This is a genomic window from Streptomyces sp. NPDC053076 (genome assembly GCF_044546845.1).
Taxonomy (GTDB): domain Bacteria; phylum Actinomycetota; class Actinomycetes; order Streptomycetales; family Streptomycetaceae; genus Streptomyces.
This window is the reverse complement of the sequence record NZ_JBITZL010000001.1, coordinates 379645-401760: the sequence shown is the minus strand read 5'-3', so window position 1 is coordinate 401760 and position 22116 is coordinate 379645. Positions and strand designations below refer to the sequence as shown.

Annotated in this window: 18 protein-coding genes, 1 pseudogene and 1 riboswitch; of the genes and pseudogenes, 8 read left to right on the top strand and 11 right to left on the bottom strand. The window is 70.7% G+C overall.

Going from position 1 to position 22116, the window contains the following annotated elements; translation table 11 throughout:
• Positions 1–83 precede the first annotated feature (83 nt).
• A complete protein-coding gene (locus ACIGYR_RS01710; RefSeq protein ID WP_399604508.1) occupies positions 84–1649 on the top strand; it encodes an alpha/beta fold hydrolase in 1566 nt (521 codons plus the stop codon).
• A 49-nt stretch (positions 1650–1698) separates the two neighbouring features.
• On the opposite strand, the gene ACIGYR_RS01705 is transcribed toward ACIGYR_RS01710, so the two are convergent.
• The 9 genes from ACIGYR_RS01705 to ACIGYR_RS01665 all read right to left on the bottom strand — a co-directional run bounded on the left by ACIGYR_RS01705 (position 1699) and on the right by ACIGYR_RS01665 (position 9533).
• A complete protein-coding gene (locus tag ACIGYR_RS01705) occupies positions 1699–2577 on the bottom strand; it encodes an amino acid ABC transporter permease (RefSeq protein ID WP_399604510.1) in 879 nt (292 codons plus the stop codon).
• Positions 2574–3218, bottom strand: coding sequence for an amino acid ABC transporter permease (locus ACIGYR_RS01700; RefSeq protein WP_391841653.1), 645 nt, complete (start codon positions 3216–3218; stop codon positions 2574–2576). The genes ACIGYR_RS01705 and ACIGYR_RS01700 overlap by 4 nt, the downstream gene beginning before the upstream one ends.
• Positions 3219–3229: 11 nt before the next feature.
• Entirely contained in the window at positions 3230–4141 is a 912-nt protein-coding gene (locus tag ACIGYR_RS01695) for a glutamate ABC transporter substrate-binding protein (protein WP_399604513.1), read from the bottom strand.
• A gap of 18 nt (positions 4142–4159) precedes the next feature.
• Entirely contained in the window at positions 4160–4903 is a 744-nt protein-coding gene (locus ACIGYR_RS01690; protein WP_399604515.1) for an amino acid ABC transporter ATP-binding protein, read from the bottom strand.
• Positions 4904–5040: 137 nt separating this feature from the next.
• Positions 5041–5532: a DUF6278 family protein gene (locus tag ACIGYR_RS01685; RefSeq protein WP_391841647.1), complete on the bottom strand. Its 492-nt coding sequence runs from the start codon at positions 5530–5532 to the stop codon at positions 5041–5043.
• 15 nt (positions 5533–5547) lie between these two features.
• Positions 5548–6327 carry an exodeoxyribonuclease III gene (locus ACIGYR_RS01680; RefSeq protein ID WP_391841645.1) on the bottom strand — a complete coding sequence of 260 codons (780 nt, stop codon included), beginning with the start codon at positions 6325–6327 and terminating at the stop codon, positions 5548–5550.
• Between the two features lie 45 nt (positions 6328–6372).
• Positions 6373–7008 carry an MBL fold metallo-hydrolase gene (locus tag ACIGYR_RS01675; protein ID WP_399604518.1) on the bottom strand — a complete coding sequence of 212 codons (636 nt, stop codon included), beginning with the start codon at positions 7006–7008 and terminating at the stop codon, positions 6373–6375.
• A 93-nt stretch (positions 7009–7101) separates the two neighbouring features.
• The gene (gene pcaC, locus ACIGYR_RS01670; protein WP_399604520.1) at positions 7102–8403 is read right to left on the bottom strand and encodes a 4-carboxymuconolactone decarboxylase; all 1302 of its coding nucleotides are present in this window, start codon (positions 8401–8403) and stop codon (positions 7102–7104) included.
• A 32-nt stretch (positions 8404–8435) separates the two neighbouring features.
• A complete protein-coding gene (locus ACIGYR_RS01665; RefSeq protein WP_399604522.1) occupies positions 8436–9533 on the bottom strand; it encodes an IS110 family transposase in 1098 nt (365 codons plus the stop codon).
• A 508-nt stretch (positions 9534–10041) separates the two neighbouring features.
• On the opposite strand from ACIGYR_RS01665, the pseudogene ACIGYR_RS01660 reads away from it, so the two are divergent.
• The 3 genes and pseudogenes from ACIGYR_RS01660 to ACIGYR_RS01650 all read left to right on the top strand — a co-directional run.
• A pseudogene (locus ACIGYR_RS01660) lies at positions 10042–10152 on the top strand (IS5/IS1182 family transposase); the annotation flags it as partial.
• Between the two features lie 97 nt (positions 10153–10249).
• Positions 10250–11398, top strand: a complete 1149-nt coding sequence (locus ACIGYR_RS01655; RefSeq protein WP_399604524.1) for a serine hydrolase domain-containing protein — start codon at positions 10250–10252, stop codon at positions 11396–11398.
• A gap of 502 nt (positions 11399–11900) precedes the next feature.
• A complete protein-coding gene (locus ACIGYR_RS01650; RefSeq protein WP_399604526.1) occupies positions 11901–12989 on the top strand; it encodes a hypothetical protein in 1089 nt (362 codons plus the stop codon).
• Between the two features lie 344 nt (positions 12990–13333).
• Here ACIGYR_RS01650 and ACIGYR_RS01645 read toward each other — a convergent pair whose 3' ends face one another.
• Positions 13334–13981, bottom strand: coding sequence for a superoxide dismutase (locus ACIGYR_RS01645; RefSeq protein WP_184762904.1), 648 nt, complete (start codon positions 13979–13981; stop codon positions 13334–13336).
• 175 nt (positions 13982–14156) lie between these two features.
• Between ACIGYR_RS01645 and ACIGYR_RS01640 the strand changes: the two genes are divergently transcribed.
• Positions 14157–14603 (top strand): Fur family transcriptional regulator, encoded by a 447-nt coding sequence (locus ACIGYR_RS01640; protein WP_399604778.1) that lies wholly within the window; start codon positions 14157–14159, stop codon positions 14601–14603.
• Between the two features lie 166 nt (positions 14604–14769).
• Here the strand turns inward: ACIGYR_RS01640 and cobN are convergent, their stop codons facing one another.
• Positions 14770–18399, bottom strand: a complete 3630-nt coding sequence (gene cobN / locus ACIGYR_RS01635) for a cobaltochelatase subunit CobN (protein WP_399604529.1) — start codon at positions 18397–18399, stop codon at positions 14770–14772.
• Positions 18400–18484: 85 nt separating this feature from the next.
• A riboswitch (cobalamin riboswitch) is annotated at positions 18485–18561 on the bottom strand.
• Between the two features lie 89 nt (positions 18562–18650).
• Between cobN and cobG the strand changes: the two genes are divergently transcribed.
• Genes cobG through ACIGYR_RS01620 form a run of 3 tightly spaced genes read left to right on the top strand, consistent with a single transcriptional unit; the run spans position 18651 to position 22098 of the window.
• Positions 18651–19946, top strand: coding sequence for a precorrin-3B synthase (gene cobG / locus ACIGYR_RS01630; RefSeq protein ID WP_399604531.1), 1296 nt, complete (start codon positions 18651–18653; stop codon positions 19944–19946).
• On the top strand, positions 19943–20614 hold the full coding sequence (locus tag ACIGYR_RS01625) for a precorrin-8X methylmutase (RefSeq protein WP_358693719.1): 672 nt from the start codon (positions 19943–19945) through the stop codon (positions 20612–20614). The genes cobG and ACIGYR_RS01625 overlap by 4 nt, the downstream gene beginning before the upstream one ends.
• Positions 20611–22098 (top strand): precorrin-2 C(20)-methyltransferase, encoded by a 1488-nt coding sequence (locus ACIGYR_RS01620; RefSeq protein ID WP_399604533.1) that lies wholly within the window; start codon positions 20611–20613, stop codon positions 22096–22098. The genes ACIGYR_RS01625 and ACIGYR_RS01620 overlap by 4 nt, the downstream gene beginning before the upstream one ends.
• Positions 22099–22116 lie beyond the last annotated feature (18 nt).

Here is a 22116-nt window from a genome sequence, read left to right as displayed (position 1 = left end):
TAACTTACCGACGGGTTACTTGCGGTACGTCAGGCCGGTTACCGTCGGGTCACTTTGCACTCAACCAAGTGAGGGAGTGACCCATGGGACACGGTCGCACCGCTCTGCGCGCCTCGGCCGCGGGAGCCGTCTCGGCGGCGCTGGTCGCCGGCACCGTCGTCGGCCTGGCACCGGCCGCACAGGCCGCCCCGTCCGTCCGCTTCGTCGACATCACCGGCGAGGGCGGGACGGTGCTGAAGGCGAACGTCGTCGCACCGGCCGGAGCCGACGACTCCCACCGCTACCCGCTCATCGTGCTGCCCACGAGCTGGGCCCTGCCCCAGGTGGAATACCTCGCCCAGGCGCAGAAGCTCGCCGACGCCGGCTATGTGGTGCTCACCTACAACGTACGCGGTTTCTGGCAGTCCGGCGGAGAGATAGAAGTGGCCGGTCCGCCCGACACGGCGGACGCCTCCAAGGTCATCGACTGGGCCCTCGCGCACACTCCGGCCGACCCCCGGCACATCGGCATGGCGGGGGTGTCCTACGGCGCCGGGATCAGCCTGCTCACCGCCGCCCAGGACAAGCGCGTGAAGGCCGTGGCCGCGCTCAGCGGCTGGGCCGACCTGATCGACTCGATCTACTCGGGCCGCACCCAGCACCTCCAGGCGGCGGCCGTGCTGGACGGTGCGGCCACCCTCACCGGCCGCGAGAGCCACGAGCTGCGTGAGATCTTCGACAACCTCTACGCCTCCGACCTGACCACGGAACAGCAGATGATCGACTGGGGGCGGAAACGTTCCGCCGCGACCTTCGTCGATCAGCTGAACAGCAACGGCGCCGCCGTCATGCTCGCCAACGCCTGGGGCGACACGGTCTTCCCGGTGAACCAGTACGCCTCCTTCTACGAGAAGCTGACCGTCCCGAAGCGGCTTCAACTGCGCCCGGGCGACCACGCGACCCCGGAACTGACCGGCCTGTTCGGGCTGCCCAACGACGTGTGGACGGACACCGGGCGCTGGTTCGACCACTACCTCAAGGGCGCCGACAACGGCGTCGACCGCGAGCAGCCGGTCCGGCTGAAGTCCCGTAGCGCGGGGGGATACGAGGGCTACCCGGACTGGAAGTCGGTCACCGCCACCCGGAAGAAGGTGGCGCTCGCCGGCTCGACCACCATCCACGCGAACGTCGACTCCGGCGCGGACGGCGGGATCGTCTTCCTCTCCAGCATCCTGGACCAGGTCGCCCAGCTGCCGCCGATGGCCTCGATGCCGCTGCTGCCGCGCCGCTGGGCGGCCGTGTGGCAGTCGGAGCGGTACGGCGAGGCGCAGCGCGTGCGCGGCACGGCCCGCCTGCACACCACCCTCACCCCGACCAAGGAGAGCGGCACCCTCATCGCCTACCTGTACGACGTGGGCCCGCTCGGCATCGGCAAGCTGGTCACGCACGCGCCCTTCACCTGGCACGGGCAAACGCCCGGCGAACCGTTCGACGTGGACCTGGACCTGTTCTCCACGGCCTACGACGTACCCGCCGGGCACCGTCTCGCGCTGGTGGTCGACACCGTCGACCCGCTCTACGCCGAGCACAACCCGTCCGGCGCGCAGCTGACCTTCTCCTCGCCCGCGGACGACCCGTCGTACGTGTCCGTCCCGCTCGGCGAGCAGTGATCTCCGGCTGCCGCCGGACGAGCCTGGCCCGTGTGAACTGCCGCCCCCCTTATGGTTTCGGGGCCATGGGGGGCTCCCCACCCGGCAGCAGCGCCCCAGGGCCGGCCGTGGCGACCGCCACGGCCTCGGTCTTGGGGCTGCGCTGCTCACGGCGGGACACCCAGCCGGCGAACCACGAGAGCAGCATGCACATCCCGATGTAGATCGGCGAGATCACCATCACCACGGGGATGAACGGCAAATCGTAGTCGAGGTTGGAGGCGATGAGTTTCCCGGCATGGAGGAACTCCTCGTAGGTGATGAGAAAGCCGAGGGAGGTGTCCTTCAGGGCGACCACCAGCTGGCTGATGATGGCCGGCAGCATGGCGCGTACCGCCTGGGGGACGAGGACATGCGCCATGACCTGCGTCTTGCGCATGCCGAGCGCGAACGCGGCCTCCCGCTGGCCGCGTGCGACGGCGTTCACACCCGAGCGGAAGACCTCGGCGAGGACCGAGCCGTTGTAGAGGGCGAGTCCGGCGACCAGCGCGGGCAGCGGCTGCACCTTCAGCGCCACGAAGATGAAGAAGATCATCACGAGGACGGGCATGGCGCGGAAGAACTCCACGACGAGCGTGGACAGCCAGCGCACCGGCCGGTGGTCCGACAGCCGGCCGGCGGCCAGCACCCCGCCGAGGGCGAGGGAGAGGACGGCCGCGAGCGCGAACGCCTTGAGGGTGTTGCCGAGGCCGCGCAGCAGCAGTTCCTGGATGCCCTGGTACGCGAAGGGCATCCACTTGGTCGACGTGAACTGCCCGGTGGCGAAGAGGAGGTACAGGACCCAGGCGACGAGCGCGAGGATGACCAGGACGGACAGGACGCCGTAGAGGGTGTGGCGCCGGTGGGTGCGCGGGCCGGGGACGTCGTAGAGCGCGGTGGCCCCGGTCATCGGGCGACTCCGAAATGCCGCTCCAGCACGTGGAACAGGGCGCTGATGGCGAGCGTGATGATCAGGTAGCCGACGGCGATCCAGACGAACGTCCAGACGACGCTGTAGCCGAGTTCGTTGAGCGTCTTGTACGTGCCGAGCAGTTCGGTCACGCTGAACGCGCCCGCGATGGCGGAGTTCTTCGCGAGCGCGATGAGGGTGGAGCCGACGGGCGGGATCACGGACCGGAACGCCTGGGGCAGCACGACCAGCGACAGGGTCTGCCCGAAGCTCATCCCGAGGCTGCGGGCCGCCTCGCCCTGCCCGGTGGGCACGGTGTTGATGCCGGAGCGCAGCACCTCGCAGATGAACGCCGAGGTGTAGCAGCCGAGGGCGAGGACCGCGAACACCTCGAAGGGCAGCACGAGCCCGAACCGGGGCAGTCCGAGCAGCACCGCGAAGAACAGCAGCGTCAGCGGGGTGTTGCGCAGCACCGTGACCCACACGGTGCCGAAGACCCTCAGGGAGCCGACGGGCGCGACCCGGAAGGATGCCATCACGAAGCCCAGGACGAGGGCCAGCAGGGAGGCGTACACGGTCAGTTCGAGGGTGCCGAGGAAACCCTCGCCGTAGGTCGAGAAGTTGTCTGTCAGTACGTTCATGCCGTCCTCGCTCAGCTCGCCGGGTAGCGGTCGATGGCGGGCGGGTGGGGGGCGGGCACGCCCGAGAGGCCGAGCGTGGCGTCGTACGCCTTCTTCCAGTCGCCGTTCTTCTCGCGTGCCTCCAGTGCGTCGTCGAGGGCGAAGCGCAGGACGTTGTCGCCGCGCGGGACGCCGATGCCGTACGGCTCCTTCGAGAAGGGCCTGCCGACGACCTTGAGTTCGCCGGGGGCCTTGGCCGCGTAGCCGATGAGGATGGCGTCGTCGGTGGTGACGGCGTCGACCTGGTAGGTGAGGAGGTTGTCGACGCAGACCGAGTAGGTGTCGTAGGCGACCAGGACCGCCTTCGGGTAGTCGTCCTTGATGCGCTGGTACGGCGTGGAACCGGCCGCCGAGCAGACGCGTTTTCCGGCGAGGTCCCGCGGGCCGTGGATGTCGTTCTCGTCCTTGCGTACGAGGAGCGACTGTCCCGCCAAGTAGTAGGGGCCGGCGAAGCCGACGAGTTTCTTGCGGCCCGGGTTGATGGTGTAGGTGCCGACGTAGTAGTCGATCTGGCCGTTCTGGAGGGCGGTTTCGCGGTTCGCGGAGGCGATCGTGCGGAAGTGGACCGTCTCGGGTGCGAAGCCGAGGGATGCGGACATCATCTTGGCGATCTCGATGTCGAATCCGGAGTAGGTGCCGGTGGCCGGGTCCCTCTCACCGAGGTAGGGCTGGTCCTCCTTGGCGCCGACGACGAAGTAGCCGCGCTTCTTCGCCCGTGTCCAGGTCCGGGAGCCGGGCAGGCTGACGTCGCGGGCCACCCGGTAGTGCGGGAGTTCCTCGGGCGCCGGGCCTTTGCCGGGCGGACTGCCCTCCTTGCCGCAGGCCGTGGCCAGCAGGGTGAGGAACGCGCACAGGGCGCGGGGGGCACGGGTGGTACGGAACACGGGTCGCACTCCCCCGGATCAGTGCTTGAGGATCTTGGAGAGGAAGTCCTTGGCGCGGTCGCTCCTCGGGTTCGTGAAGAACGCCTCCGGGCTGCGGTCCTCGACGACGCGGCCGTCGGCCATGAAGACGACACGGTTGGCGGAGGCCCGCGCGAAGCCCATCTCGTGGGTGACGACGATCATGGTCATGCCGTCCCGGGCGAGCTGCCGCATGACCTCCAGCACCTCGTTGATCATCTCGGGGTCGAGGGCGGAGGTGGGCTCGTCGAAGAGCATCGCCTTGGGTTCCATGGCGAGCGCGCGGGCGATGGCGACGCGCTGCTGCTGGCCGCCGGAGAGCTGGGCCGGATACTTGCCGGCCTGGTTCAGCAGGCCGACGCGGTCGAGGAGTTCGCGGGAGCGGCGGTCGGCCTCGACCCTCTTGCGTCCGCGGACCTTGACCTGGGCGAGGGAGACATTCTGCAGAACCGTCTTGTGGGCGAAGAGGTTGAAGGACTGGAAGACCATGCCGACCTCGGCGCGGAGCCGGGCGAGGGCCTTGCCCTCCGCGGGCAGCGGCTGCCCGTCGAGCGTGATGGTGCCGGACTGGATCGTCTCCAGCCGGTTGACCGTCCTGCACAGCGTCGACTTGCCCGAGCCCGAGGGACCGATGACCACGACCACCTCTCCCCTGCCGACGGTGAGGTCGATGTCCCTCAGGACGTGCAACTCCCCGTAGTACTTGTTGACGTTCCGCAGTTCGATCAACGGATCGACGGCCATCCGCAGCCCTACTCACTTTCAGCTGTGTCGTGGTTGCCGCAACCTATCCAGACGGCTGCGGAGTTGAGGAACGACACGCACTTTTCGGGCATTAGCCGTATTTACGTCAACGAGGGTGGGGCGAGGTCCTCGCCGGTTCAGGTCTCGGCGATCTCGGCGTACAGCTGGGACAGCTCGGGGACCCCGGTCGCGGCCCACTCCTGGCCGGCCGGCACCACCTCGACCGCACGGCCGGAGGGGAGCCGTACGACGGGTTCGCCGTCGGACCGGATCCGCCAGGCGGCGCCGGGCACGGTGCGCACCACGACCGTGCCCAGGTACAGCCCGGCGTCGTGGGCCAGCCAGGGCAGGATCTCGGGGTCGTCCCGCCAGCGCGGGACCATCTGGTCCAGGGCCTCCAGGGAGGCCGGCGTGTCGTCGAGGCGGACGCCCGCCCGAGCCGCCTGCGAGCGGAGCAGCTCGCACTCGGACAGCAGCTCGGCGACCGCCTCGGGGTCGGCGGGCAGCTCCCCCGCGCTCGCACGCTCCCGCGCGCTCGGCTTCGCTCGGGCGGGAGGGGGCCCCACCGCGGGGGCACCCCCGCCCTCACCGTTCTTCTTGTGCCGGGGGCCCAGGAACGGAAGGTGCATGGACCCAGCGTGGCATCACACGTCCAGGTCGACCACCACCGGCGCGTGGTCGGAGGCACCCTTGCCCTTGCGTTCCTCGCGGTCGACGTAGGCGTCCTTGACGGCCCGCGCGAACGGCTCGTTGCCGTACACCAGGTCGATGCGCATGCCGCGGTTCTTCGGGAAGCAGAGCTGACGGTAGTCCCAGTACGTGAACGGGTGGTCGTACTTCAGCGGGCGCGGCACCACGTCGGTCAGGCCCGCCTCGCGCAGGGAGGCGAGGGCGGAGCGCTCGGCGGGGGTGACGTGGGTGGCGCCTTCGAAGGCGGCCGGGTCGAAGACGTCGTCGTCCGTCGGCGCCACGTTGTAGTCACCCAGTACGGCGAACGGGCGGGTGCCCCGCGCGTCGGCGTGCACGGCCGCCTCCAGGGCGTCGAACCACTGGAGCTTGTACGCGTAGTGCGGGTGGCCGACCTCGCGGCCGTTCGGCACGTACACCGACCAGACGCGGACCGGGCCGCAGGTCGCCGAGATGGCGCGCGGCTCGGTCACGCCGTCGTAGCCCGGGTCGCCGGGCAGGCCCTTGACCACGTCCTCGATGCCGACGCGGGAGAGCACCGCCACGCCGTTCCACCGGCCGGTCGCGTGGACCGCGGCCTCGTACCCCAGCTCGCGCAGCTGGTCGAACGGGAACTGCGCCTCCGCGATCTTGGCCTCCTGGAGGCAGAGCACGTCGGTGCCGCTGCTCTCCAGCCAGGCCAGCAACCGGGGAAGACGGGCGGTGATCGAGTTCACGTTCCAGGTGGCGATGCGCATGCCTCACAACCTACCTGGCGGGTCCGACAACGCCGGCTCGTGCGCTCAGACCTCCGCGGACGTCCCAGGGGCGAGCCGCTGGTGGTCGGTACCGCCCAGGGCGCCGATCTGGTGGTCGTAGATGGGTCGGGCGAGATCGGTGAGCAGAGCGTCGTGGACGTCGTAGGCGCGCTGCGGGCCGACCTCGCGGACGTAGTCGATGACCTCGGAGATCTTGTTCCAGGGAGCCATCACCGGGAGCATCAGGGTCCGTACCGGGTGGTCCGGGACGGTCAGGGCGTCGCCCGGGTGGAAGACCTTCCCGTCGTCGATCAGATAGCCGACGTTGGTGATGCGCGGGATGTCCGGGTGGATGACCGCGTGCAGCTCGCCGTGGACCTGTACGTCGAAGCCGGCGGCGGTGAAGGTGTCCCCGTGGCCGACGGTGTGCACCCGGCCCGGGAAGGCCGCCGTGATCCGGTCGGCGACGGACTTCAGGGTCCAGATCTCGGCGCCCGGCTTCGCCTCCAGGGCGGCGCGCAGCCGGCCCTCGTCGAAGTGGTCCGGGTGCTCGTGCGTGATCAGGATCGCGTCCGCACCGACCGCCGCGTCCTCCTCGGAGAACCCGCCCGGGTCGATGACGAGCGTCCGCCCCTCCTTGTCGAGGCGGACACAGGCGTGCGACTTCTTCGTGAGCTTCATGTCTCACCATCCTGCCGTGCGGGGCCGCCCGGCGCGGCGTCACTGCGCGGGCGGTCTCCTCGCGGATGACCCGCTGCGCCACGCGGCCCGGCGTCACTCCGCGGGCGTGGTCTCCTCGCGGATGACCCGCTGGGCCACCCGGAACGCGCCGTTCGCGGCCGGCACCCCGCAGTAGACGGCCGTCTGGAGCAGCACTTCCCTGATCTCGTCCGGGGTCAGCCCGTTGCGCAGCGCCGCCCGGATGTGGAGGGCCAGGTCCTCCAGGTGGCCGCCGGCGATCAGCGCGGTGAGCGTGATGCAGCTGCGGGTGCGGCGGTCCAGGCCCGGCCGGTCCCAGATCTCGCCCCAGGCGTAGCGGGTGACGAACTCCTGGAAGTCACCGGAGAACTCGTCGGCCTGTGCCAGCGCCCGGTCCACGTGCGCGTCGCCGAGCACCTCGCGGCGGATCCTCAGCCCGGTCTCGTACCGGTCGGTCCGCCCGGCGGCCCGGGCGGGTACGGCCGCGGGGGCGATCTCGGCGACCGGCGCCGGCTGCGGCGCGGCCGGGACCGGAACCGGGACGGCCGGGGCGGCCGGGGCGGCCGGCAGGGCGGTCTGTCCGGTGTCGAAGGGCTGCTGCCAGGCGGTGGAGAAGTGGTGGACGAGCAGATCGGTGACGGCCGCGGGCTGCTCGACCGGCACGAGGTGGGAGGCGCCGGGGACGACCGCGAGCCGGGCGTCCGGAATGCCGGCGACCAGGGTGCGGGCCTCGGCGGGCCCGGTGACCTGGTCGTCGGAGCCGACCAGCACCATGGTCGGCACACCGACCCGGCCCAGCTCGGCCCGTACGTCGAAGGCGGCGAGGGCCTCGCAGGCGGCGATGTAGCAGCCCGGGTCGGTGGTGCGGACCATCTGTACGGCCCACTCGGTGATCGCGGGCTGGGCGGCGGCGAACCCGCCGGTGAACCAGCGGTCCGGCGCGGTGCGGGCGATGGGGTCGAGCCCGTTGGTGCGGACGACCACCCCGCGCTGCCGGAACTCGTCGGCGGTGCCGAACCGGGGCGAGGCCGCGACCAGTGTGAGCGAGGCGAGCCGTGCGGGGTGGCGCAGGGCCAGCTCGATGCCGACGGCGCCGCCCAGCGCGCAGCCGGCGTAGCCGAAGCGCTGCACCCCGAGCGCGTCCAGCGTGGCCAGCAGCCGGCCGGTCAGCTCGGCGACCGAGCCGGCCGGGTGGGCGAGGGCGCCGCCGTGGCCGGGGAGGTCGAACCGGAAGACCCGCCACTGCTCGGCCAGCTCCGGCACCTGGCGGTCCCACATGTGCCATGTGGTACCCAGGGAGGGACCCAGGATCAGGACGGGAGCCTCTTCTGGCCCGTCAAAGCGGTATTGCAGGGTGTTCGACGGTGTCTCACTCACGCCTCAGACCCTCTCACGTCTCACGGACGCCCCTATAACGCGGGGGCGAGGGAAACCGGTCTGACCAGGTTGAAGACCTCTCGGGCGGCATACCGCTTGAGGCATCGGATGATCTCGCGTCGGGTCTTGCCCTCCTGGGTGCGGCGTTCGTAGTACGCCTGGGTGCGCGGGTCGTGGCGCAGGCGGGTGAAGACGATGCGGTGCAGGGCCGCGTTCGCCTGGCGGTCGCCGCCGTGGTTGAGCCGGCGTGTGCTCCTCCGGCCCGAGGAGTACTCGATGGGGCTGACTCCGCAAAGGGCAGCAAAGGATGCCTCGGTGTTCAGTCGCTCGGGGTTGTCTCCCATGGTGATCAGGAGAGTGACGGCGCTGTCCGGGCCGATGCCCACCGGTTCGAGCAGCTGTGGGGCGTGGTGTTCGACGAGCCCGGTCAGGCGCTGGTTCAGCTCATTGATCTGCCCAGTGAGCTGCTCGACGCGCTCGGCGAGCATGCGCAACGTCAGGTGGGTGGCCTGGGTCACCGCGTCCTCGTCTCCCTCAGCGTCGTGCGGGCCGAGGCGCGCGCAGGTGCGGAACAACTCGGCATTGCCCAGGCCGGAGAGCTGTTCCCGCAGAACGGGGTCGGCAATGACCAGGACGGCCTTGAGCTGGTTGATCGCCTGGGTACGGGCCTTGACCGCGGAGTCCTTGGCGAGCTTGAAGATCCGGGCGCTGTGCACCGGACCGTCGCCGGACTTGGCCCGGGCCGGGGCGCGACCGCTGAGCACGGCCCGCGCGGCGGCCTGCGCGTCGAGCGGGTCCGACTTCCCGAGCAGCCGGCGGGCCGAGCGGTCGGGCCGGTTCACTTCGAACACCTGGATCTGCTGGGCCAGCAGGTAGCGGGACAGGCCCGCGCCGAAGGTACCGGTGCCCTCTACTCCGGCCCGGCGCACGGTACCCCGCTTACGGGCCCACACGAGCAGCTGCCGGTAGCCGGCCGCCGTCGCCGGAAAGGACTCCGTTCCGAGGATCTTCCCGAGCGGGGAGAGCACGGCGGCAACGTGCACCTCGCCGTGCGTGTCCACGCCCAGGACGACCTCGCGCCGAACGGGAGGACCCGCGCTCGATGAGGTGCTGCGCTGTCGGCTCGTCATGATGGTTCGCCTCCCACGTGATGACGTGATGCTGGACGGATGGCACCGGCCCGCCCGGGCGGTCTGAACCGTGATGACGCCTGAAACTTGGCAAGGCCCCTATGGGGACACGCCCTGTGGCTCGGTACCGGAAGGCGCCATCCCGCAACGACAGTCGACACGCCTGTGACTGGACACTTCGGTCAAAGATCTCAAGAGTCAGACCCCCGCCCGGGACGGCACTGCGCAACCGTCCCATCGATCCCGGTGCGCCGGTATGACCGACCACAGTCAAACGGCTTTGCCCGAACCAGCGCGCAGCCTGGTCGGAGCAGACTGACACTGAGGTGACTCCCCGCCCACTCGTGACCGGCGATGACGGACAGCCGTATGGCCCGCCTTACCGGCTGTCCTTCGTCGACCACGGCACGAAGGGCTGGAACCCCCTGCCACAAGCAGTCAGCCACAGTGATCGCCCCACGGAAGCGGCGAACGGGTTTCGATGCACCGGGGAATGGAGCCTATCCCGGCGAATGTGCAGGTCATCATCGATGCCGACACCCGCCTGGTGGTGGCCTCAGCCCGGTCGGCACCCGGCAACAAGGCAGACGCACATGTCTGGCGCGAGTCGGATCTGCCCGTGACGAGGCTCCCGGCCCCCAGATCTGTCGACGCCGATGATTCCCGGCCCGTGCGGAAGTCTGTCTTTCGACAGCAATCCTCTGGAAGGCGGCCTCATGGCGACCCTGCACGACTTGCTCGAAGCCCACATCGGTGCCGGAACGCTGCCGGGAGCGGTCGGCCTCGTGGCCCGGGGTGACCAGGTCGAGGTGGCGGCCGTCGGCACACAGGACGTCGGCGACGGCGTCCCGATGGCGAGGGACTCCATCTTCCGGGTCGCCTCGATCACCAAGTCCGTCACCGCCGCCGCACTGCTGATCCTCGTCGAGGAGGGCACGCTCGCACTGGACGACCCGATCGGGACGTGGCTGCCGGAGCTGGACAAGCCGGTGGTCGTCCGCACGCCGGCGAGCCCGGTGGACGACGTGGTGCCGGCCGACCGGCCCATCACCGTATTCGACGTGCTGGCCTCCCAGGCCGGATACGGATTCGCCTCCGACTTCACACTGCCGGCGGTGCAGGAGTTGTTCACGGTGCAAAAGGACGGCCGGGTACCGAGCAACTTCCCGCCGGCCGACCAGTGGATGGCGGCGCTCGGCCGCATCCCGCTGCTGTACCAACCGGGCGCTGCCTGGCTGTACGACACCTGCTCCGTCCTGCAGGGAGTATTGATTTCGCGGGTCACCGGCCAGCCGCTGCCGGAGTTCCTGACGGAGCGGATCTTCGGGCCGCTGGGCATGGTGGACACAGGCTTCGAGGTGCCGGCCGCCAAGCGGGGCCGGTTCACCAGCTTCTACAGGCCAGGCGACGACGGCAGCCTGGAACTCGCCGACGGTCCGGACGGCGAGTGGAGGAGCCTGCCCGCGCTACCGCTCGGCAACGGCGGGCTGGCCTCGACCGCCGACGACTGGCTGGCCTTCTGCCGGATGTTGCTGGCCGGCGGGGTCGCGGCCGACGGCCGCCGGGTGCTGTCGGCCGACTCCGTACACATGATGACCACCGACCACACGAATCCGGCGCAGCGCGACATCGGCCGACTGTTCCTGGAAGGCCAGGGCTGGGGCTGCGGCGGCTCGGTCGACATCCACCGGACCAACCCGTGGAACACGCCCGGCCGCTACGGCTGGGTCGGAGGCACGGGCACAGCGGCCCACGTCATCCCCGCCACGGGTGCGGTCACCATCCTGCTGACTCAGGTAGCAGCGATGGGTCCCGTGCCGGCACCGGTGATCAGGGAGTTCTGGCAGTACGCGGCGGACGCCTGACACAACTGCTCTTATATCGGGGGTTGCGACGTCACAGGTCTGACCAGGTGAAGGGGAGTCTCCCAGGCCGCGTAGCACAGCTCGCTCGTTCGGACGAATTGACTCGAAACACCGGTCGCCCACCAACTGAACTGGCAACGTGCCGCCTCGTACGTCACTTCGAGTCGAAGGCGGGCCATTGGAACGGCGGGTCAATGAGCGGCAGCTCTCGGTGTTGCAGTGGGTGGGAGACGGGTGCCCTGCCGGCCAATGGGAGACCAGCTCCTACAAGACCACCTGTCAGGCGCTGCACAACCGGGGCCTGGTCACGATCTCCCGGAGGAGCGGGCAGTGGAGCGTCGCCCTGACGAGCGCCGGGCGGCACTACCTGGCACACGGCACGTACCCTCCCCGCGGGTCAAGCCCGCGGAAGACCCAGGCCGCCGCTCCACGCCCCCAGTCCCCCCGAGCGCAGCTAACTCAGGCAGCGGCGCGGAAGCCAAGCCCTCCCTCGCAGCCTCGTGTGACGCTCACGGAGCAGCTGTTACTGGAGCTCGCGGAGGCCGGCGGCAAGATCGTCAAGAGCGGCAGCGGTCCCGACTTGGAGAAGTGGCCGTCCCGTGTCGCCGCCGTACGCAGATCCGGAAGGATTCCCGAGACGAAGGAGCTGTACGGAAGCTGGTGCCATGGCGGATACGAGATCAAGCTCGTCGACATCCCCGCCTGGCGTCTTGCCGTCCTCGACCCCGTCCCCGTGCCCTCGCGGCTCACTCGGCCGCACGCCGTGGTCCGGGCCATGCAGAACGAACGTCAGCCGCTCGGCCTGACCAAGCCCGTCCAAGGACGCGCTCTCCGGCTCATCCAGGCACTGATCACCACTGCCGAGGCCGAAGGACACACCTGCTCGGCCGGGCAGACCGGCTACGCACCCCCGTCTCATCGCCGCCGCAGGGCAAATCCCCACTTCACCATCACCGCACAGGGCCAGACCGTGGGGTTCCTCGTCCTCCAGGAACAGGACCGGACCGAGCACGTCGCCACCGAGAAGGAACTCGCTGAGGCCAAGAAACACTCCTGGGTCAGGATCCCCCGATTCGACTACACCCCGTCCGAACGCCTCCGCTTCATCCTCAGCGGCGGCCAGCCACACCGGGCGAGCGAGTGGGCCGACGCTCCCGGCCGCGCCCTCGAAGAGCAGCTCGCCGAGATCGCGCAGGAGGTCACGCTTCGCGGCGAAGCCGCCGAACGCAGACGCCAGGACGAGGCCGAAGCGGCACGCCAGAAGCGCATCCGCTGGGAAGCCGCCATGGAACAGGCCCGCATCCGCTACGCGGAGGCGTACCGCGTCCGGCAGCTTGAAGCCCAGGAAGCGGCGTGGCGCCACGCCACCCGACTGACCGAGTACGTGAGCGCGGTACGCACGCGAGTCGAGGCCATGCCTCCGGGCCAGGCCAGAACCGAAGCCGAGGAATGGATCAGCTGGGCCGCGGCCACCGTTGAGCGCCTCGACCCATTGAACGCACCGCCCCGGCTGCCCGACATTCCCAACCCACGGGCGGACGACCTGAAACCCTTCCTCGGGCACTGGAGCCCCTACGGCCCCACCTACTGAACGCCTGCCCCACAGGAGCGTCCGGCCTGCCGAAGTCAGGGCAGCGCGACAGCTTTCGCCGCTCGTTCCCCCCCGAGGGCTCGGCGCCCTGCTCGACCAACTCGACCTGCGTGATGGCGTCACCGGCTGGATCGCCGACGCGGACCTGGGCGACGTCGGCCACGTCATCGTCGGCCTTTCGTCGTCCGGGCGATGTTCCCCCCGGCGGCCGACACGCAGCTGTGCGCCGAGGACAGGAAGGCTCCCGCAAGCACGTCCTCGCGGGAGCCTTCCGTTGTGCCGCCTGCCGACGTGAAGGGTGAGAAGACGATCACGAGGCAGGACGTCTGGGGTGTGTTACGGCGTCACGGCTTGAGCAGCAGGCTGTCGCCGCGCTCCTTGGCGGCGGCGTAGCGCTTGGCCACGTCCTGCCAGTTGACGACGGCCCACATGGCGTCGATGAAGTCGACCTTCTGGTTCTTGTACTGGAGGTAGAAGGCGTGCTCCCAGGCGTCGAAGACGAGGATCGGGGTGGAGCCCTGGCCGACGTTGCCCTGGTGGTCGTAGACCTGCTCGACGATGAGGCGGCCGCTCAGCGGCTCGTAGGCGAGGACGCCCCAGCCGGAGCCCTGGGTGGTGGCCGCGGCCTTGGTCAGCTGGGCCTTGAAGCCGGCGAAGGAGCCGAAGGACTCGGTGATCGCGTCCGACAGGTCACCGACGCCGTCCTGGGCGAGGGGCTCGCCGCCGCCGTCCTTCGGGCCGGTCATGTTCTGCCAGTAGATGCTGTGCAGGATGTGGCCGGAGAGGTGGAAGGCCAGGTTCTTCTCCAGGCCGTTGATCGAGCCCCACGACTCCTTGTCCCGCGCCTCGGCCAGCTGCTCCAGCGTGTCGTTGGCGCCCTTCACGTACGCCGCGTGGTGCTTGTCGTGGTGCAGCTCGATGATCTCCGGGCTGATGACCGGGGCGAGCGCCGAGTAGTCGTACGGAAGTTCCGGGAGCGTGTAAAGCGCCATGTCCAACGTCCTCCGACGTTATTGCGAGTCGTATGCAGGTGCACGCTAGCAGTAAGAACGGTACCTTGCGATCAGGCGTTGGACCTAGGACCCATCCCCCATGTCGCGCCGGTCAGGTGACGGCAGTTCGCGACCTGGACTCGTCCACGACGGCAGGAAAGGCAGGCACGTGACCATGACCCCGCCGTCGGCACACCCTGGCGAGGCGACGGTGCCAGAACACTCGGTGCTGCTACGACGCCACGGCCTCCGCTGCACCCCGGCCCGGCTGTGCGCCCTGAGGCTGCTGTCCGTTTCCGGGGAACATCTCTCTTGCACCGACGTCTGCACTGAACTGCGCCGACTCGGCCTGCCGTTCGATCAGGCAACCGTCTACCGGACTCTGGAGACCCTCACGGATGTGGGGCTGGCGCACGCTGTGCACGGCCCCGGACCGAAGCGCTACGGCGTCAGCCCCGCACCGCACCACCACACCGTCTGTGAGGAGTGCGGCCGCGTACAGGATCTGGCGATCGCCGACATGAGGGAGGCCGTGGAACGGATCACCGAGCTGACGGGACTGCGCGCCGGCGCCGGTGGCTCGCTGCTGCTGTACGGCCGATGCGCACAGTGCAGCGAGTAAGCAAGTTGCTGCCACAGGTGCGGGACGCCGCCTCGGAACGGACGCTGTCAAGGCATGACGACGCCCCGCACCCAGCCGACGGTGGGAGTACCGCTTCAGCACCCCCAACCGGCCGGCCTTCCGCGAATCTAGCCCTTATTGCGAGTCATTCGCAATAAGGGAGGTGTCACCCGTCGCCCTCGAGGTCGCCCTCGGTCTCCAGGTACACCTGCCGCAGCTCTGCCAGCAGCGCCGGATCGGGCTTCGCCCACATCCCGCGCGACTCCGCCTCCAGCAGCCGCTCGGCGATGCCGTGCAGCGCCCATGGATTGGCCTGCTGGAGGAATTCACGGTTCGTCGGGTCTAGGACATATGTCTCGGTGAGCTTGTCGTACATCCAGTCGGCCACCACGCCGGTCGTGGCGTCGTAGCCGAACAGGTAGTCCACGGTGGCGGCGAGTTCGAAGGCCCCCTTGTAGCCGTGGCGGCGCATCGCCTCGATCCACTTCGGATTGACCACGCGCGCCCGGAAGACGCGTGAGGTTTCCTCGACGAGGGTGCGGGTGCGGACGGTTTCCGGGCGGGTGGAGTCGCCGATGTACGCCTCGGGTGCGGTGCCGCGCAGGGCGCGGACGGTGGCCACCATGCCGCCGTGGTACTGGAAGTAGTCGTCGGAGTCGGCGATGTCGTGCTCACGGGTGTCCGTGTTCTTCGCGGCCACGGCGATCCGCTTGTAGGCCGTCTCCATCTCCTCACGGGCGGACCGGCCTTCGAGGTCGCGGCCGTAGGCGTAGCCGCCCCAGACGGTGTAGACCTCGGCGAGGTCGGCGTCGGTGCGCCAGTCGCGCGAGTCGATGAGCTGGAGCAGTCCGGCGCCGTACGTTCCGGGGCGGGAGCCGAAGATGCGCGTGGTGGCTCGGCGCTCGTCTCCGTGGGCCGCCAGGTCGGCCTGCACGTGGGTCCGGACGTGGTTGATCTCGGCCGGTTCCTCCAGGGAGGCCGCCAGGCGTACGGCGTCGTCCAGGAGCCCGATGGTGTGCGGGAAGGCGTCCCGGAAGAAGCCCGAGATGCGCAGGGTGACGTCGATGCGCGGGCGGCCCAACTCGTCGTAGGGGACGGGTTCGAGGCCGGTGACGCGGCGGGAGGCGTCGTCCCATACGGGGCGGATGCCGAGCAGGGCGAGGGCCTCGGCGACGTCGTCGCCGGCGGTGCGCATGGCGCTGGTGCCCCACAGGGACAGGCCGACGGAGGTGGGCCAGTCGCCGTTGTCGGTGCGGTAGCGCTCCAGCAGGGAGTCGGCGAGGGCCTGGCCGGTCTCCCAGGCGAGGCGTGAGGGGACGGCCTTGGGGTCGACGGAGTAGAAGTTGCGGCCGGTCGGCAGGACGTTGACCAGGCCGCGGAGCGGCGAGCCGGAGGGCCCTGCCGGGACGAAGCCGCCGGCCAGGGCGTGGACCGTGTGGTCGAGTTCTGCGGTGGTCGCCGCTAGGCGCGGGACGACTTCGCGGGCGGCGAAGTCGAGGACGGCGCGGACTCGTTCGCCGTGTTCGGTGGGTACGGCGGCCGGATCCCAGTCCGCGTCCTCCATCGCCTGGACCAGAGCGCGGGCCTGTTCCTCGGCCGCGTCGGCCGTCGTTCGGGTCGCGGACGACTCGTCCAGGCCGAGGGCTTCCCGCAGGCCGGGAAGAGCCTTGACGCCGCCCCAGATCTGGCGGGCGCGGAGGATGGCGAGGACGAGGTTGACGCGGTCGGCGCCGGTGGGCGGGGCGCCCAGGACGTGGAGGCCGTCGCGGATCTGGGCGTCCTTGACCTCGCACAGCCAACCGTCGACGTGGAGGAGGAAGTCGTCGAAGCCGTCGTCGTCGGGCCGGTCCTCCAGGCCGAGGTCGTGGTCCAGCTTCGCCGCCTGGATGAGGGTCCAGATCTGGGCGCGGATGGCGGGCAGCTTGGCCGGGTCCATGGCGGAGATCTGCGCGTACTCGTCGAGGAGTTGCTCAAGGCGCGCGATGTCGCCGTAGGAGTCGGCGCGGGCCATGGGCGGGACGAGGTGGTCGACGAGGGTGGCGTGGACGCGGCGCTTGGCCTGCGTGCCCTCACCGGGGTCGTTGACCAGGAAGGGATAGATCAGCGGGAGGTCGCCGAGGGCGGCGTCGGGGCCGCAGGCGGCGGACAGGCCGGCGTTCTTACCCGGCAGCCACTCCAGGTTGCCGTGCTTGCCCAGGTGGATCATCGCGTCCGCGCCGAAGCCGCCCCCCGCCTGCGGGGCGGCGATCCAGCGGTAGGCGGCCAGGTAGTGGTGGGAGGGCGGGAGGTCCGGGTCGTGGTAGATGGCGATCGGGTTCTCGCCGAAGCCGCGCGGGGGCTGGATGAGGATGAGCAGGTTGCCGAAGCGCAGGCCCGCGAGAACGATGTCGCCCTCCTTGTTTCGGCTGTGGTCGACGAACATCTCGCCGGGCGCCGGGCCCCAGTGCGCCTCCACCGCCTCGCGCAGTTCCCTGGGCAGCGTGGCGAACCAGCGTCGGTAGTCGGCCGCCGGGATGCGTACCGGGTTGCGGGCCAACTGCTCCTCGGTGAGCCAGTCCTGGTCGTGTCCGCCCGCCTCGATGAGCGCGCGGATCAGCTCGTCGCCGTCACCGGAGGCCAGGCCGGGGATGTCCGTGTCGGAGCCGAAGTCGTAGCCCTCGTCGCGCAGACGCCTGAGCAGGGCGACGGCGCTGGCGGGAGTGTCCAGGCCGACCGCGTTGCCGATCCGGGAGTGCTTGGTGGGGTACGCCGACAGGACGAGGGCCAGCCGCTTCCGGGCCGGTGGGATGTGGCGCAGGCGGGCGTGGCGTACGGCGATGCCGGCGACCCTGGCCGCACGCTCGGGGTCGGCGACGTAGGCCGGGAGGCCGTCGGCGTCGATCTCCTTGAAGGAGAACGGCACCGTGATCAGACGGCCGTCGAACTCGGGGACCGCGATCTGGCTGGCCGCGTCCAGCGGAGAGACGCCCTCGTCGTTCTCCGCCCAGACCGTGCGGGAGCCGGTCAGGCAGAGGGCCTGAAGGATGGGGACGTCGAGGCTGGTGAGCGCGCCCGCGTCCCAGGACTCGTCGTCGCCGCCGGCCGATGCCTCGGCGGGCTTGGTGCCGCCGGCCGCCAGGACCGTCGTGACGATGGCGTCGGCGGCCCTGAGTTCGGCGATCAGCTCCGCCTCGGGCGCCCGCAGGGAGGCGACGTACAGGGGCAGCGGCCGGCCACCCGCCTCCTCGACGGCGTCGCACAGAGCATGGACGAAAGCCGTGTTGCCGCTCATGTGGTGGGCGCGGTAGTAGAGCACCGCGACGGTCGGCCCGCTGACCGGCCGGTCCGGGCGCTCCAGTGGGCCCCAGGTCGGAGCCGGCGTCGGCGCGTCGAAGCCGTGGCCGGTGAGCAGCACGGTGTCCGACAGGAACCGGGCGAGCTGTTCCAGGTTGACGGGGCCGCCGTGGGCGAGGTAGGCGTGGGACTCGGCGGCGATACCGACGGGAACGGTGGAGGCGGCCATCAGCTGGGCGTCGGGGGCCTGTTCACCGGTGAGGACGACGACCGGACGCCCGTCCGCCAGCAGCAGGTCGATGCCGTCCTGCCAGGCGCGGATGCCGCCCAGCAGGCGTACGACCACCAGGGCGACGCCGTCGAGGAGGGCGGGGAGGTCGTCCAGGGCGAGGCGGGCGGGGTTGGCGAAGCGGTAGCCGACCGGGCCGCCGGCCGCGCGGGCGCTGAGCAGGTCGGTGTCGGACGTCGACAGGAGCAGGATCTCGTGGGCGTGCGGGGCTCGCTCCCCGGCCGGAGTGGGCATGCGTCGCCTGGCCTTCCTCGGGGTCCGCGCCCCGGGCAGTGTCGGAATGGTCTCCCCCTCGGACGAAGCCGAAGGTGAGGGAAGGGAGTTCCTGGCTCATCCGGCCTGGTGAGGCCGGATTCACAGTGGCGGGACCGCGCCGGATTCACACCGGCTTCCTCTCCTGTCGCCGTGGTGGCGGTTCGTGGACCGGGTGATCCACTGTGGAGCATAGTAAGGGTCACAGGATGAGCGCGGGGCATACATCGTTCATGATCGTGGGTATGCTCACCGCCATGCCCACGGCAGCCCTTCCTCCATCGCCCCAGGCCACCCCGGCCCGACGGGACCGCGGTGACGCCTGCCCCGGAGCGCTGCGCCTGCACGAGGCGGACGACGGGGCTCTGGCCCGCATCCGGCTTCCCGGCGGATTTCTGACGACGGATCAGGCGCGGGCACTCGGCCGTGCCGCCCGGCGGCTGGGCGACGGCGACCTGCACCTGACATCGCGTGGCAACGTGCAACTGCGCGGCTTGGCAGCCGGGTGCGACGCGGAGTTGGCAGAGGCGTTGGACGCGGCCGGCCTGCTTCCCTCGCCAGAGCACGAGCGAGTGCGCAACATCGTCGCCTCACCCCTGTCCGGCCTGGACGGTGGCGGCTTGCGGGACGTACGGCCCTGGCTGACGGCCCTGGACGCCGCGTTGTGCGCGAGCGAAGCCGCCAGGGGCCTGTCGGGTCGGTTCCTGTTCGCCCTGGACGACGGACGCGGTGATGTGGCCGGCCTCGGCGCCGACGTCACGGCGCGTGCGACCGGCGACGGAGGAGCATGGCTCACCCCCGGGTCGGTCCGGGTGGCCGCCGCCGACGCACCGCTCGCCGCGCTGGTGGCCGCCGAGACCTTCCTTCAGGCCGCGCGGTCGCACGGGAGGCGAACCTGGAGGGTGTCCGAACTCCCCCTCTCGCAAGCCGACCTGGGCCGGCTCGTGCGTGACCGGCTGACGGCCAAGGACATCGAGCACGAGGACCGTCCCGAGCCGGTCGGTGCTGCCGAAGGACCGTCGCCGGGAGTCGTCGGCGATGCCCTGTCCGTGCACGTTCCCCTGGGGCGGCTCTCGCCCATCCAGTGGGAGGCGTTGACGGTTGCCGCGGACTCCGGGCTGCGGCTGACCCCTTGGCGCGGCGTGGTCGTCCCCACTGTGGGCGCCACCGCTGCGCGGATCGCTGAATCGCTCGAACGTCTCCGCGCGACCGGGCTGGTCACCGACGCCGCGTCCCCGTGGCTGCGCGTGGGCGCCTGCATCGGACGCCCCGGATGTGCCAAGGCACATGCCGACGTACGGGCGGACGCGGCACGGGCACTCGAAGTGACGGGCCGCCCTGCCCTCCCCCTGTACTGGTCCGGGTGCGAACGGCGCTGCGGGCACCCCAGTGGTGACCACGTCGACGTGCTCGCGACCCCGGACGGCGGCTACCGCCTCTCGGCCGCCACGGCGGGCCGGAGCATGCGAACCGCCTCCCCAGCAGGTCCTTCCCAGATAAGCGCCGCCCTGGCGGCGATCACCTCATGATCCGCAAGACGACCGAGAGCAGCGAGAAGAGCACCGTGACCACCCACGTCTACGAGAAGGACGGGGCGGCGATCTACCGCCAGTCCTTCGCCACCATCCGCGCGGAAGCGGACCTCGCGGGACTGCCCGCCGATGTCAGCCAGGTCGCGGTGCGCATGATCCACGCCTGCGGGATGGTCGACCTCGTCCAGGACCTGTCCTACACGCCCGCGGTGGTGGCCCGCGCCCGCGAGGCCCTGCGTTCCGGTGCTCCGATCTTCTGCGATGTGCAGATGGTGGCCAGCGGCGTGACCCGCAAGCGGCTGCCGGCCGGTAATGACGTGCTGTGCACCCTGTCCGACCCGGCCGTCCCGTCGCTGGCCGAGAAGATGGGCACCACGCGCAGCGCCGCCGCGCTGGAGCTGTGGCGGGACCGGCTGGAAGGGGCGGTCGTCGCCGTCGGAAACGCGCCCACCGCCCTCTTCCGGCTTCTGGAGATGATCGAGGAGGGCGCGCCCCGGCCCGCCGCCGTCATCGGCGTCCCGGTCGGCTTCGTAGGCGCCGCCGAGTCCAAGGACGCTCTGGCCGCGCATCCCTTCGGCCTGGAACACCTGGTGGTACGCGGCCGCCGCGGTGGCAGCGCCATCGCGGCCGCCGCGCTCAACGCGATCGCGAGCGAGGAAGAGTGAGCGGCAAGCTGTACGGGGTCGGCCTGGGCCCCGGCGACCCCGCCCTGATGACCGTGCGGGCCGTCGAGGTCATCGCCGAAGCGGACGTGATCGCCTACCACAGCGCCCGGCACGGACGGTCCATCGCCCGCTCGATCGCGGCGCAGCACATCCGTGAGGCCCACATCGAGGAAGCGCTGGTCTACCCGGTCACGACGGAGACCACCGACCACCCCGGCGGCTACAAGGGCGTGATGGAGGAGTTCTACGCCGAGGCGTCGGCAAGGCTCGCGTCCCATCTCGACGCCGGCCGCACCGTGGCCGTGCTCGCCGAGGGCGATCCCCTCTTCTACGGCTCCTACATGCACATGCACAAGCGGCTCGTCGACCGCTACGACACCGAGGTCATCCCCGGTGTGACCTCCGTGTCGGCCGCCGCGGCGCGTCTGGGCGCACCGCTCGCCGAGGGCGAGGAGGTGCTGACGATCCTGCCGGGCACCCTGCCCGAGGAGGAGCTGACCGCCCGCCTCACCACGACGGACGCGGCCGTGGTGATGAAGCTCGGCCGGACCTTCCCCAAGGTGCGTCGTGCGCTGGAGAGTTCGGGACGGCTGGAGGAGGCCCGTTATGTGGAGCGGGCCACCATGAGCAAGGAGCGCCTCGCCGAACTGGCGGCCGTGGACGCGGAGTCGGTGCCGTACTTCTCGGTGGCCGTGCTGCCGAGCCAGGTGGATGCCGAGCGGCCCGTGCGGGAGCGGGGCGAGGTGATCGTGGTCGGCACGGGTCCGGCCGGTCCGCTGTGGCTGACGCCCGAGACGCGGGGCGCGCTGGCCGCCGCCGACGACCTGGTCGGCTACACCACTTACCTGGACCGGGTGCCCGAGCGGCCGGGCCAGGCCCGGCACGGTTCGGACAACCGCGTGGAGGCCGAGCGCGCCGAGTTCGCGCTGCAACTGGCCCGGAAGGGGCGCCGGGTGGCCGTGGTCTCCGGCGGTGACCCGGGAGTGTTCGCCATGGCGACCGCGGTCCTGGAAGTCGCGTCCCAGCCCGAGTACCTGGACGTGCCGGTGCGCGTGCTGCCGGGCGTGACCGCCGCCAACGCGGCCGCGGCACGGGCCGGCGCCCCGCTCGGACACGACTACGCCACCATCTCCCTCTCCGACCGGCTCAAGCCGTGGGAGGTCATCGCCGAGCGGCTGCGGGCAGCAGCCTCGGCGGACCTGGTGCTGGCCCTGTACAACCCGGGCTCGCGCAGCCGATCTTGGCAGGTGGGCAAGGCGCAGGAGCTGCTGCTGGAGCACCGGGCGCCTGAGACGCCGGTGGTGGTTGCCCGGGATGTCGGTGGCCCCGGTGAGCGGGTGCGGATCGTGCGGCTGGGCGAGCTGGATCCGGCCGAGGTCGACATGCGCACGATCCTGCTGGTCGGTTCCTCGCAGACCCAGGTGGTACGGCGGGCCGACGGCGAGGAGATCGTCTGGACGCCGCGCCGGTATCCGGAGGCGTGAGGTGAGCGGTGCCGCGTC